Annotated in this window: 11 protein-coding genes; 9 read left to right on the plus strand and 2 right to left on the minus strand. The window is 71.0% G+C overall.

Going from position 1 to position 15,348, the window contains the following annotated elements:
* The first annotated feature begins 26 nt into the window (after positions 1–26).
* Both ACPWUT_RS03695 and katG read left to right on the plus strand, forming a co-directional pair.
* The gene (locus ACPWUT_RS03695; protein WP_425840746.1) at positions 27–461 is read left to right on the plus strand and encodes a Fur family transcriptional regulator; all 435 of its coding nucleotides are present in this window, start codon (positions 27–29) and stop codon (positions 459–461) included.
* Between the two features lie 56 nt (positions 462–517).
* Entirely contained in the window at positions 518–2,809 is a 2,292-nt protein-coding gene (gene katG / locus ACPWUT_RS03700) for a catalase/peroxidase HPI (protein ID WP_425840749.1), read from the plus strand.
* A gap of 108 nt (positions 2,810–2,917) precedes the next feature.
* Here katG and aqpZ read toward each other — a convergent pair whose 3' ends face one another.
* Positions 2,918–3,724, minus strand: coding sequence for an aquaporin Z (aqpZ, locus tag ACPWUT_RS03705; protein WP_284529804.1), 807 nt, complete (start codon positions 3,722–3,724; stop codon positions 2,918–2,920).
* Between the two features lie 283 nt (positions 3,725–4,007).
* Here aqpZ and mtrA point away from each other — a divergent pair, with 283 nt between their 5' ends.
* The 5 genes from mtrA to hpf all read left to right on the plus strand — a co-directional run bounded on the left by mtrA (position 4,008) and on the right by hpf (position 9,652).
* A complete protein-coding gene (gene mtrA / locus ACPWUT_RS03710; protein WP_284529805.1) occupies positions 4,008–4,688 on the plus strand; it encodes an MtrAB system response regulator MtrA in 681 nt (226 codons plus the stop codon).
* Positions 4,689–4,692: 4 nt separating this feature from the next.
* Positions 4,693–6,372 carry an MtrAB system histidine kinase MtrB gene (mtrB, locus tag ACPWUT_RS03715; RefSeq protein ID WP_425840755.1) on the plus strand — a complete coding sequence of 560 codons (1,680 nt, stop codon included), beginning with the start codon at positions 4,693–4,695 and terminating at the stop codon, positions 6,370–6,372.
* A complete protein-coding gene (locus tag ACPWUT_RS03720; protein ID WP_284529807.1) occupies positions 6,369–8,045 on the plus strand; it encodes an LpqB family beta-propeller domain-containing protein in 1,677 nt (558 codons plus the stop codon). The genes mtrB and ACPWUT_RS03720 overlap by 4 nt, the downstream gene beginning before the upstream one ends.
* 112 nt (positions 8,046–8,157) lie before the next feature.
* Complete coding sequence (locus tag ACPWUT_RS03725; RefSeq protein ID WP_425840759.1) at positions 8,158–8,874, plus strand: ComF family protein; 717 nt, start codon at positions 8,158–8,160, stop codon at positions 8,872–8,874.
* A gap of 115 nt (positions 8,875–8,989) precedes the next feature.
* On the plus strand, positions 8,990–9,652 hold the full coding sequence (gene hpf, locus ACPWUT_RS03730) for a ribosome hibernation-promoting factor, HPF/YfiA family (protein ID WP_284529809.1): 663 nt from the start codon (positions 8,990–8,992) through the stop codon (positions 9,650–9,652).
* 71 nt (positions 9,653–9,723) lie between these two features.
* Here hpf and ACPWUT_RS03735 read toward each other — a convergent pair whose 3' ends face one another.
* Entirely contained in the window at positions 9,724–11,058 is a 1,335-nt protein-coding gene (locus ACPWUT_RS03735; RefSeq protein ID WP_284529810.1) for a hypothetical protein, read from the minus strand.
* Between the two features lie 169 nt (positions 11,059–11,227).
* Between ACPWUT_RS03735 and secA the strand changes: the two genes are divergently transcribed.
* Positions 11,228–14,011, plus strand: a complete 2,784-nt coding sequence (secA, locus tag ACPWUT_RS03740; protein WP_425840763.1) for a preprotein translocase subunit SecA — start codon at positions 11,228–11,230, stop codon at positions 14,009–14,011.
* 87 nt (positions 14,012–14,098) lie between these two features.
* Positions 14,099–15,322 carry a pyridoxal phosphate-dependent aminotransferase gene (locus ACPWUT_RS03745; protein WP_425840766.1) on the plus strand — a complete coding sequence of 408 codons (1,224 nt, stop codon included), beginning with the start codon at positions 14,099–14,101 and terminating at the stop codon, positions 15,320–15,322.
* Positions 15,323–15,348: the final 26 nt, after the last annotated feature.

A 15,348-nucleotide genomic window follows, 5' to 3' on the forward strand; every position in this document is an offset into this window, starting at 1 on the left:
GATCAAAAGAGCGGTAGGCTGAGTTCGTGACCCTTTCACCCCAGACCGCACCGCCGACGGCCGACGCCCTCCGCGCCGCGGGACTGCGGGTCACGGAGTCCCGCACCGCCGTGTACGAGGCGCTCGCGCTCGCCCCGCACGCCAGCGCCGACGAGGTGTTCGCCGCGATCGCCGAGCGGATGCCGCGCACCAGCCGCCAGTCGGTCTACAACGCCCTGGGCGACTTCGCGGAGGCGGGCATCGTCCGCCGCATCGAGCCGGCAGGCCGGCCGATGCTGTTCGAGCTGCGCGTCGCCGACAACCACCACCACCTCGTGTGCGTCTCGTGCGGCGCCGTGGAGGACGTCGACTGCGTCGTCGGCCACGCCCCCTGCCTCGCACCCTCCGACAGCCACGGCTACGCCCTGCAGGCCGCCGAGGTCACCTTCTGGGGCACGTGCCCCGCCTGCGCGGCCGCCTGACGGCGACCGCCCGACCGCCCACCGACACATCGACCACCCGCCGAGGAAGGAACACCATGAGCGTCCACGACGAGAGCGTCTCGCCGATCGGGGAGAACCCGACCGACATCGACCAGTCCGTCACCGTCACCGACACCGACGAGGCCTATGCGGAGGAGGCGGCGACGTGCCCGGTCGTCCACGCGCAGCCGCACCCCACCAGCGGCTCTGCCAACAACGTGTGGTGGCCGAACCAGCTGAACCTGCGCATCCTCAAGAAGAACCCCGCGATCGCCAACCCGCTCGGCGAGCAGTTCGACTACCGCGCGGCGTTCGCGACCCTCGATCTCGCCGCCGTCAAGGCCGACATCGCCGAGACGCTGACGACCTCGCAGGACTGGTGGCCCGCCGACTTCGGCAACTACGGCCCCCTCATGATCCGCATGGCCTGGCACTCCGCCGGCACCTACCGCGTGATGGACGGCCGCGGCGGCGGCGGCGCCGGACAGCAGCGCTTCGCCCCGCTGAACAGCTGGCCCGACAACGTCAACCTCGACAAGGCCCGCCGCCTGCTGTGGCCGGTCAAGAAGAAGTACGGCCAGAACATCTCGTGGGCCGATCTCATGATCCTCGCCGGCAACGTCGCGCTGGAGAGCATGGGCTTCCGCACCTTCGGCTTCGCCGGCGGGCGCCCCGACGTCTGGGAGCCCGACGACGACGTGTACTGGGGACCCGAGACCACCTGGCTCGGCGACCAGCGCTACACGGGCGAGCGCGACCTCGAGAAGCCGCTCGCCGCGGTGCAGATGGGTCTCATCTACGTGAACCCCGAGGGCCCGAACGGTCAGCCCGACCCGCTCGCGTCGGCTCGCGACATCCGCGAGACCTTCGCGCGGATGGCGATGAACGACGAGGAGACCGTCGCCCTCATCGCCGGCGGCCACACCTTCGGCAAGACCCACGGCGCCGCGCCCGACGCGAACCTCGAGGACAACCCCGAGGCGGCGGGCATCGAGCAGCAGGGCCTCGGCTGGAAGAACAATCACGCCTCCGGCAAGGGGGATGACACCATCACCTCCGGCCTCGAGGTGACCTGGACGTACCACCCGACCCGGTGGGACAACGAGTTCTTCCACATCCTCTACGCATACGAGTGGGAGCTCTTCCAGAGCCCGGCCGGGGCCCACCAGTGGCGCCCCATCAACGGCGGCGGCGCCGACATGGTGCCGCTCGCCCACTCGAACGGGCGGCGCGAGCCGCGCATGCTCACGAGCGACCTGGCGCTGCGCATGGACCCGGAGTACGACAAGATCTCGCGGCGGTTCAAGGACGACCCCGAAGCGTTCGGCGACGCGTTCGCGCGGGCGTGGTTCAAGCTCACCCACCGCGACATGGGACCGATCGAGCGCTACCTCGGCCCCGAGGTGCCCGACGAGGAGCTCATCTGGCAGGACCGCGTCCCGCCGGTGGACCACGAGCTGATCGACGACGCGGATGCGGCGGCGCTGAAGGCGCGCGTCCTCGAGTCCGGCCTCACCGTGTCCGAGCTCGTCTCGACCGCGTGGGCCGCGGCGTCGACCTTCCGCGGCAGCGACAAGCGCGGCGGCGTCAACGGCGCCCGCATCCGCCTGGCGCCCCAGAAGGACTGGGAGGTCAACAACCCGGCGCAGCTCCACAAGGTGCTGGGGATCCTCGGCGGCATCAAGGCGGACTTCGACGCCGCCGAGCCTGCCGGCAAGAAGGTGTCGCTCGCCGATCTCATCGTGCTGGCGGGCAACGCGGCCGTCGAGAAGGCCGCGAAGGATGCCGGCGTCGACGCCGAGGTGGTCTTCCACCCCGGTCGCACCGACGCCTCGGCCGAGCAGACCGACGTCGAGTCGTTCGCGTACCTCGAGCCCGCCGCCGACGGATTCCGCAACTACCAGGGACCGCTGGCCACGGCCTCGGGACTCCCGGCCGAGCACCTCCTCCTCGACAAGGCGAACCTGCTCACCCTGAGCGCGCCCGAGACGACGGTGCTCGTGGGCGGTCTGCGGGTGCTCGGGGCGAACTGGGACGGATCGCCCTACGGCGTGTTCACCGACCGGCCGGGCGTGCTCACGAACGACTTCTTCGTGAACCTCCTCGACCTCGGCACGACGTGGAAGCCGCTGGACCCGGGGGCGCACGCGTTCGCCGGCACCAAGGACGGCTCGGGGGAGAAGGTCGGCGTGGGCACCCGCGTGGACCTGCTGTTCGGCTCCAACTCCGAGCTGCGCGCGCTCGCCGAGGTGTACGCCTCCGACGACGCGGCCGAGAAGTTCGTCCGCGACTTCGTGGCGGCCTGGGGCCGGGTGACCGAGCTGGACCGGTTCGACCTGCACGCCTGACGGGTCGGGCGAGGCGTCTCGCCTCGCTGTGCCCGCGCAACGGCCGGGGGTGATGTCTTCCCCCGGCCGTTGCGCGTGGAGCGCCGCGACGAGTCGGAACGGGCGGTGTCAGCCGGCGGTCTTGCCGTCGAAGAGCGCGCGGTGCGCGAAGCCGGCGATCAGGGCGCCGACGATCGGGAACACGAGGAACACCCACAGCTGCAGCAGCGCGTCGCCGCCGCCGTAGATGGCCGTCGCGATCGAGCGCGCCGGGTTGACCGACGTGTTGTCGATCGGGATCGAGGCGAGGTGGATGAGTGTGAGGGTGAGCCCGATCACGAGGCCGGCCAGCTTGGTGCCGCGCGTCGCGTGGGTGACGCCGAGGATCACCAGGACGAAGATGCCCGTGAAGAGGATCTCGGCCGTGATCGCGGCGCCCAGGCCGAACCCGCCGGGGGAGTGCTCCCCGAAGCCGTTGCTGGCGAACCCGCCGGCCTGCCGCTCGGACAGCCACCCGTCGGGGCCGAACAGGCCGATCAGGACGATGAGGCTCGTGCCGATCGCGCCGCCGACGATCTGGGCGATGATGTAGCCCACGCTGTCCTTCCACGGGAACCGTCCCGCCGCGGCCAGGCCCAGCGTCACTGCCGGGTTGAAGTGGCCGCCGGAGATGGGGCCCCACGCGTAGGCGCCGGCCACGACGGTGAGGCCGAACGCGAAGGCGACCCCGACGAAGCCGATGCCGAGGGAGCTGCCGTTGCCGCCGACGCCGAAGTCCGCGGCGAACAGCGCCGCGCTGATCGAGCCGAAGACGAGGAGGAAGGTGCCCGCCGCCTCGGCGAGCAGCTTGATGCTCGTCGTCGGTCCGGACGCGGCAGGGGTGTGGTCCAGCGGCGTGGGGGTGACGGGGGTGTCCGGAATGGGATCGGGGCTCATGAGCAGTCCTTTGTTCGGTGAGCAATCCTGCTGGGAGTGATTCTGCCGTCGTTCTCGGCGTTTGCACAGGAAGGGACTCGCGCGCGGCCTGGTGATGACGTTTCGTGTCCGTCCGCGTCCTCACGCGTCGGCGCGACCTCCGGCTGGTCCTCCGGCGCGCGACCGCACGGCGGCGCCGCCCGCGCTCCGACCGTCGTTCCAGACTCGTCCGATACTGTGTGAGTCAGCGCACTCCACCCGGCGCGCGACGGCATCCGCCGAACCCGAAGGACGAATGGGTCAGATGGCTTCCCGCATCCTGGTCGTCGACGACGACACCGCACTGGCAGAGATGATCGGCATCGTCCTGCGCACCGAGGGGTTCGAGCCCGTCTTCTGCGCGGACGGAGCCGCTGCCGTCGACGTGTGGCGGCAGGAGCGGCCCGAGCTCGTGCTGCTGGACCTCATGCTCCCCGGCATGGACGGGATCGAGGTCTGCACGCGCATCCGGGCGGAGTCCGGCGTGCCCATCATCATGCTGACGGCGCGCACCGACACCGCCGACGTCGTCCGAGGGCTCGAATCGGGAGCAGACGACTACATCGTCAAGCCGTTCAATCCCAAGGAACTGGTGGCGCGCATCCGCACCCGGCTGCGCCCGGCGGCCGCGCCGCCCGCGGAGGTGCTGCGCATCGGCGACCTGTCGGTCGACGTCGCCGCCCACGAGGTGCGCCGCGGCGACGAGGTGATCGCGCTGACCCCGCTGGAGTTCGAATTGCTCGTCGCGCTGGCCTCCAAGCCGCAGCAGGTCTTCTCCCGCGAGGCGCTGCTGGAGCAGGTGTGGGGCTATCACTACAAGGCCGACACCCGGCTCGTGAACGTCCACGTCCAGCGTCTGCGGGCCAAGGTCGAGATCGACCCGGACAACCCCCGGATCGTCATGACGGTGCGCGGTGTCGGCTACCGCGCCGGGGCCGCGGTGTAGCGGCGTGACCTCGGCGACCGGCCCCGTGCGCACGGCGGCGCTGCCGACGTGGCGCGAGTGGCGGGCGTGGCCCGACAACGTCCGGTACGCGTGGCGGCGGTCGCTGCGCTTCCGCACGCTCGCCGTCACGCTCGGTCTGACCGCGCTGACGATCCTCGTCGCGCTGGTGTGGATGGCCCTCGCGATCCAGAACGATCTGTTCGAGTCGCGCGTCACCCAGGTGGAGGCCTCGGCGCAGCAGGCGACCCTGGCGGCGCAGACGACGCTGGACTCCGCCTCCATCGAGGGCAACGCCGTGGCGCTGCAGAACGTCATGAGCGACGTGCAGAACACGCAGTTCCGCCAAGCGGCGACCGACATCTACGCGCTCCTGCGTATCTCGTCCGCGCCCTCGGTGGTGGCGCCGCAGGACGTCGAGGTCGGCGGCTTGGGCGCGCTCCTCTCGCCCGATCTCCGGGCGGCCGTCGCCGCCGATCCCGATCACCAGTACTGGCAGTCGATCAGCCTCCCCACCGACGACGGCGGGACCGTTCCGGGGGTCGTGGTCGGCCAGCAGCTCGTGCTGCCGGAAGCGGGCGCGTACGAGCTCTACTTCGCCTATGACCTCGCCTCCGAGGCGTCGACCCTGAGCTTCGTGCAGGCGACGCTGTGGGGCGTGGGCCTCGCCCTGGTGGTGCTCATCGGCGCCATCTCGTGGTTCGTCCTCCGGTCGGTGACCGTCCCGATCGGGCAGGCGGCCGAGACGAGCGCCAAGCTCGCCGCCGGAGACCTGAAGGTGCGGCTGCCCGTGCAGGGCGAGGACGAGTTCGCGACACTCGGCCGCTCGTTCAACGCGATGGCGGACAGCATCGAGAGTCAGATCCAGGAGCTCGCCGAGCTGTCCCTCGTGCAGCAGCGATTCGTCTCCGACGTCTCCCACGAGCTGAGGACACCGCTGACGACGATCCGCCTGGCCTCCGACATGCTCAACGACCAGCGCACCGAGTTCGATCCGACCACCGCCCGCGCCGCGGAGCTGCTCCACGCACAGGTGCAGCGCTTCGAGATGCTGCTCACGGACCTGCTGGAGATCAGTCGGTACGACGCGGGCTCCGTGCAGCTGGAGACCGAGCCGACGAGCCTGGCCCACCTCGCAGAGGACGTCATCGCCTCGATGGAGCAGCTCGCCGACCAGCACGGCACGGATGTCCGTCTGGTGGCGCCGGGCGGCTACAGTCCGGTCGACATGGATCCGCGCCGCGTGCGGCGCATCGTCCGGAACCTGCTCGGCAACGCGATCGAGCACGGCGAGGGCCGCCCCATCGTGGTCACGGTCGACAGCGACCAGCGCTCGGTCGCCGTCGGCGTGCGCGACTTCGGCCTCGGCATGCGTGCCGAGGAGGTGGAGCGGGTCTTCGACCGGTTCTGGCGCGCCGACCCGTCGCGCAAGCGGACCATCGGCGGCACCGGGCTCGGGCTCTCGATCGCGCTCGGCGACGCGCGTCTGCACGGCGGCAGGCTCGCGGTGTGGTCGGAGCTCGGACGCGGCACCAACTTCGTGCTCACCCTCCCTCGGGGCGGGGCGCGCATCGGATCGTCCTCTCCCATCGCTGTCGACCCGGGCGACGACGGTGCTCCGCTCGACGACCTCGGCCTCACCCAGCCGATCGACATCCCGACCGCCGGCAGAGGAGGTCCGTCATGAGCGCGAGGCGCTGGCGACGTATCGCGGCCGCGCTGACCGCCGCGGGTCTGACGGTGGTGCTCGCCGCGTGCGCCGGTCTTCCGGTGAGCGGGCCGGTCAAGCTCGGCCGCACCGTGGCGGAGGCGGGGGAGGAGCCGGCGGTGTCCTTCAACCCCGACGAGCCGATCCCCGGGATGACGCCCCAGCAGGTGGTCGAGGGGTTCATCGACGCGGGGACCGGACCGCGCAACGACTGGGGCACCGCGCGACTGTTCCTGACCGACGACAGCGACTGGAACCCGAGCGCCGGCGTCACCGTGTACACGCCGGGCCAGCGTGCCGTCGTGGAGACCGCCGAGGGCGAGGTCACCGTCTCGGTCACCCAGGAGGCGTCCGTCGACGACATCGGCGCCTACGCGACCGCGTCCGGGCAGCCCATCGCGCTCACCTACCGGCTGGAGCAGGTGGCGGGCGAGTGGCGCATCAGCGAAGCGCCCGACGGGATCGTCCTCGATCGCAACCGGTTCTCGTCGGTCTACCGCGCCTACTCGCTGATGTTCTTCGACCCGTCGTGGACCTATCTGGTGCCCGACCAGAGGTGGTTCACGGTCGAGTACGCGCCGGTGAGGATCGCCGAGGCCCTGGTGGCCGGGCCCAGTCCGTGGCTCCTCGATTCGGTGGCGACCGCGTTCTCCGAGAACGTGGGGCTGAGCGGGCCCTTCGTCCCCGTGCGTTCGCAGACCGCCGAGGTGTCGCTGCGGCCGCCGGCGCGCGATCTCGACCAGCTCACACTGGATCGGATGCAGACCCAGCTGGAGCAGAGCCTCGCCAGCGCAGGGGTCCGCGACGTCGACCTGCTCGTCGACGGACAGGCACTGGACGCGAGCATCGTGCCGGTGCGCAGCACCCGCGTCGACGCGCGCGCCCTCGTCCTGAGCGGGTCCTCGCTCGGCTTCCTCTCGGGTGCCGAGGTCGAACCGCTGGCGAGCTTCGCCCAGGCCTTCGGCGACGTCGCTCCGGACGCCGTCGAGATCGACGCCGATCGTGCCGTGGCCGCCGTGCGGACCTCGGCCGGCGAGGTGCGGCGCGTCCTGGCGGACTCGCGATGGGAATCGCTGGACGCGCGCGCCGGCCTCCTGGCCCCGACCGTCGACGCCGCGGGCTACATCTACTCCGTGCCCGCCGGCGACCCGTCCGCGCTTCTCGCGTTCGGGCCCGACGGCGACACCTTCGAGGTCGCCGATGCGTGGCCGGGCGCGACCGAGGCCTACGCGGTGCGCGTCTCGCGCGACGGCACGCGCATCGCCGCGCTGATGCGCGACGGCACGCAGCCGACGATCATGGTCGCCGGGATCGTGCGCGACGACGCCGGGGCGCCGGTGAGGCTCAGCGAGCAGTACTCGCTGGGCGCGCTGCCGGGCGAGGGGATCGACCTCGCGTGGCTCGACGGATCCACCCTCGCGGCGCTCGCCGAGGCCGAAGGGGGACGCGTGGTCGTCGAGCAGGAGGTCGGAGGCCCGTCCGCCTCCACCCGGGCGCCGGCCGGAGGGGTCGCGATCGCCGGCGGCAACGAGCCGGGAGCCGTGCGCCTGCTCGACCGCGACGGCGAGCTGTACGGGCAGCGCGGGGCGACCTGGTCGCCGCTCGCGTCGGAGATCTCCGTGCTCGTCGTCCAGCAGGGCTCGCCGGGCTGACCCGCCGCGCCGCAGCCGCCGTCCCGTCCTCCCCAGCCGCGGTCGTGCCGCGCATCCTCCCGGATCGTCCCTGCGGCGCCCGCATGCCTCGCGGCCACGACAGGCTGGCCGGATGCCGCCTCCCACCGAGCTCGATGCCGCCCGCCCCGATCCACGCGCGGACTCGCCGCACCGTCGCGGCCTCCGCGCGGCGTTCGCCGGTGCGCTGTCGCTGCTGATCCCCACCTGGTGCGCGGGCTGCGACCTGCCCGGAGTCGAGCTGTGCGGCGCGTGCCGGGCGCTCTTGATGCCCCGCCCGCGCTCGAGCCTCCTCTCCGACGGCACCCCTCTCACGACCGCGCTGCAGTTCGACGGCGTGCCCGCGAGCGTCATCCGCGCGCTCAAGGAGGACGGTCGCACCGGGCTCGCCCGTGCGCTCGGCACGGCGCTCGGCGACGCGCTCGAGCACGGCCTCGGCAGGGTCCCGGGCGGAGCTGGTGCGGGCGGGGTCGCGGTGGCGCCGGTCCCCGCCTCGCGCGCCGCGATCCGCAGGCGCGGCTACTCCGTCGTCGAGGTGCTGCTGCGCGGGGCGGGGGTGCGCCCGGTCCGGCTGCTCGCCCCGGGCCGGGCCGCCGGAGATCAGCGACGTCTCGGCCGCGGCGAGCGGGCCCGCAACGTCGTCGGGACCATGCGCGTGCGCGCGTCGACGGCGCTGCCGGTGGTGGTCGTCGACGACGTCGTGACGACGGGGGCGACGCTCGGCGAAGCGGTGGCGGTGCTGCGCGCGGCGGGCGTGGAGGTGGTGGGCGCGGTCGCGCTGGCCGCGACCCCGCGGCGACTGCGGCGGTGACGACACCGGGGCAATCCGTGCGTGACATCCGGGTGAAGCGCGGATAGCGTGGAGGGGACAAGGCGAACTCAGGGTCCGCCCTTGACCGGGAGGACCCGGAACAAGGAGGTCAGGGATGGAAACCAGCATCGTCGGCGTCGGGGTGGGTATCAGCGATCGCTTCCGTACCGTCACCGAAGAGAAGTCCACCCGCATCGAGAACCTCGCTCCACGCGCTCAGCGCATGGACGTCAAGGTCACGCACCGCGCGTATCACAACGGCGGTCGCGAAGAGGAGACGGTGGAGCTCACCGTCACCGGCAAGGGGCCCGTGGTCCGCGCCGAGGCGACCGACGGCGACAAGTTCGTCGCTCTCGACCTGGCGGTGGACAAGCTCGCAGAGCAGCTGCGACGGGCCAAGGACAAGCGCGTCGATGCCCGCAACCACCCGCGCGGTGCGAAGTTCGAGAAGGGCAGCGGCGCGCTGGAGGGGATCGACGTGCAGCCGGCCTCGGTCGAGGTCCTGCATGCCGTCGCCACCGGCGAGGTGCCCATCGTCGCAGCCGAGGACGACGAGGCCGACTACACGCCGGTCGTGATCCGCACCAAGAACTTCGACGCGGAGTGGATGACCGTCGAGGAGGCGGTGGACCGCATGGAGCTCGTGGGCCACGACTTCTTCCTCTTCATCGACGCACGCACCGATCACCCGAGCGTCGTCTACCGCCGCAAGGGCTGGGACTACGGCGTCATCTCGCTGACCGCATCGGCACCGCCGGTTCAGGAGCTCGCCTCCTGACACCGGGATGAAAGAGGGGGACGCCGCGCGGCGTCCCCCTCTTTCCTTGTCCGTCCCCGGCTCGCCGGGCGTCAGTCGAAGATGCCGTCCAGGATGCTGCCGATCACCAGGCCGCCGAGGATCCCGCCCATGACGTCGCCGCCGCCGCCGCGGTTGCCGCCGCCCCATCCGCCGCCGCCCCAGTTGCCGCCGCCGGGCCCCTGGGGGCGGGAGGAGTCGATGTCGCGCTGCGCGAGCTGGAGCGCCTCCGAGGCGAGCTGGCCGCACCGGCGGGCATCGGCCATCGCCTGGTCGCGGTCGTCCTCGGGCACCGGCGTGCCGCTGCTCCAGGCGAGGTCGAGGCGGATGCGCTCCGCCTCGGCCAGCCGGGTGCGCGCGTCGGCGCCGATCCATCCCCGGTGGCCGGAGATGACGCTGCGGGCGACGCCCAGCTGCCGGTCGGCGTCGTCGATCGCGTGCCAGACGTGCGCCTGCGGCACGACCGGGCGCGCCGCGCGCTCGCGCGCCTTGGCGACCACGACGTCCAGCGCCGCGTTCGCCTCGCGCAGACGCGTGAGCTCGGCGAACGGGTCGGTCGGCGTCCCCGCCGGAGCCAGCGAGCCGAGCTCCTTCTCGAGGACGGTCATGGCACCCGCGACCGCGGGGACGCCGGCGATGTCGCGCGCAGCCGCGAGATCCTCGCGCGAGTCGAGCACGATCGCATCCAGCGTGGACTCGGCGCGCAGCGCCTCCACTTCGTAGCTGTCCACCGCGTCGATCAGGGTGGTCGCGCGGCGGACCGCCTCGATCGCCGTCTCCAGGGCCAGGTTCGCCTGCTCGCGCTGGCCCGACTCGCGACGGCGCTCCGAGATGTCGGCGCCGTGGCTCGCGAAGTCGAGCAGCTGCGAGGCCTCGGCGTGGTTGCCGGAGACCTTGCGGAGCGCTTCTGCGGAGTAGCGGGAGGTGAGACGGTCGATGGTGACCTTCACCTGGGGCAGCCGCGCGCTCAGCCGCTCGACGTCGCGGCGGATCCCGTCGATGATCTCCGGTGCGCGTCGCGCGCGCTCGATCGGTCCGGCGAGCGCCTCGGTGCGGTCGTCGAGCAGCTCCTGGGCCCACTCGCACAGCTGGAGGATCCGCGCGCCGCGCGACTGCAGCTCCTCGGAGGTGTCGGGGATCTCGTCGTGGTTCAGCTGGTGGAGGTGGAAGGCCTCGGCCAGATGCTGACGCACCGCGTCCAGGGCTTCGCGCAGCGGACGCGTCGCGTCGGCGCCCAGCTCGGCCTCCGCGTAGACGAGCTCGTCGCTGGTGGTGCGGATGCGCTCGTCGGCGGCGACCAGGGCGGAACTCGCACGGCGGGTGAGCTCGGCGTCCTCCGCAGCCTGCGCTTCGCGTTCCTTCTTGCGGTTGCCCCAGAATCCGGCCATGGCTCGATCCTAGAACTCCTGCGACGGGCGAGACTGAGCGCTTGCCGTGCTCCGTATACAGCACGCTTCAAGGTCACAACCGCATAACATGGGGAGTTGTGCTGTGCGCATGGGCGCGCGTCACCGGTGGCACCCCGCGCCACCCGCACCCGAAAGATGGAGATCCTCCGTGGCCAACCCTCTCGAGAAACTGCTCCGTGCCGGTGAAGGACGCATCCTCCGGCGGCTCCAGCAGGTCGTGAAGGCCGTCGGCGCCCTCGAAGAGGATTACGCGCAGCTGACCGACGAGGAGCTGCGCGGCGAGACGGCCGAGCTGCGCGCCCGTCACGAGGCCGGCGAGTCGCTGGACAAGCTCATGCCCGAGGCCTTCGCCGCCGTCCGCGAGGCGGCCAAGCGCACACTGGGTCAGCGCCCGTACGACGTGCAGATCATGGGCGGTGCGGCACTCCATCTCGGCAACATCGCCGAGATGAAGACCGGTGAGGGCAAGACGCTCACCGCGACGTTCGCCGTGTACCTGAACGCCATCGCGGGCAAGGGCGTCCACGTCATCACGGTCAACGACTTCCTCGCGTCCTACCAGTCCGAGCTCATGGGCCGCGTGTACCGCGCCCTGGGCATGACCACCGGCACGATCATCGCGGGCCAGACGCCCGAGGTGCGCCGGGAGCAGTACGCCGCCGACATCACCTACGGCACGAACAACGAGTTCGGCTTCGACTACCTGCGCGACAACATGGCCTGGCGCAAGGAGGACCTCGTCCAGCGGGGGCACTTCTTCGCGATCGTCGACGAGGTGGACTCGATCCTCATCGACGAGGCGCGCACCCCGCTCATCATCTCCGGTCCCTCGTCGGGCGAGGCTAACCGCTGGTTCGTCGAGTTCGCCAAGATCGCCAAGACCCTCGAGGCGGGCGTGGACTACGAGGTCGACGAGAAGAAGCGGACCATCGGCGTCCTCGAGCCCGGCATCGAGAAGGTCGAGGACTACCTCGGCATCGACAACCTCTACGAGTCGGCCAACACGCCGCTCATCTCGTTCCTCAACAACTCGATCAAGGCGCTCGCGCTGTTCAAGCGCGACACCGACTACGTCGTCATGAACGACGAGGTCATGATCGTCGACGAGCACACCGGCCGCATCCTCGTGGGACGCCGCTACAACGAGGGCATCCACCAGGCCATCGAGGCCAAGGAGGCGGTCCCGGTCAAGGCCGAGAACCAGACCCTGGCGACGGTGACCCTGCAGAACTACTTCCGTCTCTACGAGAAGCTCGCCGGCATGACGGGAACCGCCGAGACCGAGGCGGCCGAGTTCATGTCGACCTACAAGCTCGGCGTCGTGCCGATCCCGACGAACAAGCCCATGATCCGCAAGGACCAGTCCGACCTCGTCTACAAGAACGAGCAGGCGAAGTTCGCGCAGGTGGTCGAGGACATCGCCCAGCGCCACGCGACCGGGCAGCCGGTGCTCGTGGGAACGGTGAGCGTCGAGAAGAGCGAGTACCTCTCGCGCCTGCTCGCCAAGAAGGGCGTCAAGCACGAGGTGCTGAACGCGAAGAACCACGCCCGCGAGGCCGAGATCGTCGCCCGTGCCGGTCGCCTGGGCGCCGTGACCGTCGCGACCAACATGGCCGGCCGCGGTACCGACATCATGCTCGGCGGCAACGCCGAGTTCCTCGCCGTGCAGGAGGTCAAGTCGCGCGGCCTCGACCCCGAGGAGAACCCGGAGGAGTACGAGGCGGCGTGGGACGAGGTCTACACCGCCATGCGCGACACCGTGGCCGAGGAGGCCGCGAAGGTCGTCGCCGCCGGCGGCCTCTACGTCCTCGGCACCGAGCGCCACGAGTCCCGTCGCATCGACAACCAGCTCCGCGGCCGCTCGGGACGACAGGGCGACCCCGGCGAGAGCCGGTTCTACCTGTCGCTGACCGACGACCTCATGCGGCTGTTCCAGTCGGGCGCCGCCGAGGCGATCCTCGCGCGCACCAACTTCCCGGACGACGTCGCGATCGAGTCCTCGATGGTCTCGCGTGCCATCAAGAGCGCGCAGTCGCAGGTCGAGGCGCGCAACGCGGAGATCCGCAAGAACGTGCTCAAGTACGACGACGTGCTGAACCGTCAGCGCGAGGCGATCTACGCCGATCGTCGTCACATGCTCGAGGGCGATGACCTCTCCGACCGTGTGCACCACTTCATCGAGGACGCGATCGGGGCCGTCATCGACGACCACACCGGCAGCGGTCACAACGAGAGCTGGGACTTCGACGCGCTGTGGACCGAGCTGAAGACGCTCTACCCGGTCGGGGTGACGATCGAGGAGGTCGTCGCCGAGAGTGGGAGCAAGGGTCGCGTCACCCCCGAGGTGCTCAAGCGCGAGATCCTCTCCGACGCCAAGATCGCCTATCAGAAGCGCGAGGAGACCCTCGGCAGCGCGGCGATGCGTGAGCTCGAGCGCCGCGTGGTGCTGCAGGTGCTCGACCGCCGCTGGCGCGACCACCTCTACGAGATGGACTACCTCAAGGACGGCATCGGCCTTCGTGCGATGGCCCAGCGCGACCCGCTGATCGAGTACCAGCGCGAGGGCTACCAGATGTTCCAGTCGATGATGGCCCAGATCAAGGAGGAGTCGGTCGGCTTCCTCTACAACCTGGACGTCGAGGTGCGTCAGGCCGGCGAGTCGGTCGAGGCCAAGGGGCTCACGGCGCCCGCGGTCGAGGCCCAGAAGCTGCAGTACACGGCGGCCAACGACGCCGGCGAGGTCGAGGTCCGCAACGACCGCGGTCAGGTGCAGCAGGCGGCCACGAGCAAGCTCCGCCAGGCGGCGGCCACGCAGGCCTCGCCCGCCGAGGCTCCGCGCGGCGCCTTCGGTCAGCGCACCGAGGCGCCGGAGCCGTCGCAGAGCGCTCCGCTCAACCGGGCCGACCGTCGCGCAGCGGGCAAGAAGAAGTAGCCCACCGGTTCACGCCCTCGCCGCCGAGCCGCGGCGAGGGCCACGCGCCGTCGATTGGCACCACGGGCCCGGCGATATCCTGATCCGATGAGTCCCCGCATCCTGGATCAGTCGTCGAAGCTCAAGGACGTCCTCTACGAGATCCGCGGCGCCGCCCTGGTCGAGGCCGACCGCCTCGAGGCGGACGGCCACACGATCCTCAAGCTGAACACCGGCAACCCCGCCGTCTTCGGGTTCGAGGCGCCGTACCAGATCGTCCGGGACATGATCGAGGCGATCCCGCACGCCCACGGCTACAGCGACAGCCGGGGGATCATGTCCGCGCGGCGGGCCATCGTCTCGCGCTACGAGCAGGTCGAGGGCTTCCCCCCGTTCGACCCCGACCACGTGTATCTCGGCAACGGCGTCTCCGAGCTCATCACGATGACGATGCAGGCCCTGCTCGACGAAGGCGACGAGGTCCTCATCCCCGCACCGGACTATCCGCTGTGGACGGCGATGACCAGCCTCGCGGGTGGCACGCCGGTGCACTACCGCTGCGACAACGAGAACGGCTGGCAGCCCGACCTCGACGACATCCGGGAGCGGATCACGCCGCGCACCAAGGCGATCGTCGTCATCAACCCCAACAACCCCACCGGCGCCGTCTACACCCGCGAAGTGCTGACCGGGATCGTCGAGATCGCGCGGGAGCACGACCTGCTGCTGCTCAGCGACGAGATCTACGACCGCATCCTCTTCGACGACGCGGAGCACATCCCGCTGGCCACGCTCGCCCCCGACCTGCTCTGCCTCACGTTCAACGGGCTCTCCAAGACCTACCGCGTCGCGGGGTACCGCTCGGGCTGGATGGTGATCACGGGTCCGAAGAAGCACGCCGCGGGCTTCCTGGAGGGGATCCAGCTGCTCGCCTCGACGAGGCTGTGCCCGAACGTGCCGGCTCAGCACGCCGTCCAGGCGGCTCTGTCGGGGGTGCAGTCGATCGATGCCCTCATCGCGCCGTCGGGGAGGCTGCACGAGCAGCGCGACGCCGCGTGGGAGGGCCTGACGAAGATCCCGGGCGTCACGTGCCTGAAGCCCCAGGGGGCGCTCTACGCCTTCCCGCGCCTGGACCCCGAGGTGCACGAGATCCGCGACGACGCGAAGTTCGTCTACGACTTCCTGGTCGCCGAGCACGTGCTGCTCGTGCAGGGGACGGGGTTCAACTGGCCGACGCCCGATCACCTGCGGATCGTCACACTGCCCGAGGCGCGCGTGCTCTCCGAAGCCGTCGAGAGACTCGGAAACTTCCTGTCTTCCTACCGGCAGTAGTCGTCGCCGGCGCCGCTGGCGGGCGG

The organism is Microbacterium sp. PA5, assembly GCF_049860775.1.
GTDB lineage: Bacteria > Actinomycetota > Actinomycetes > Actinomycetales > Microbacteriaceae > Microbacterium.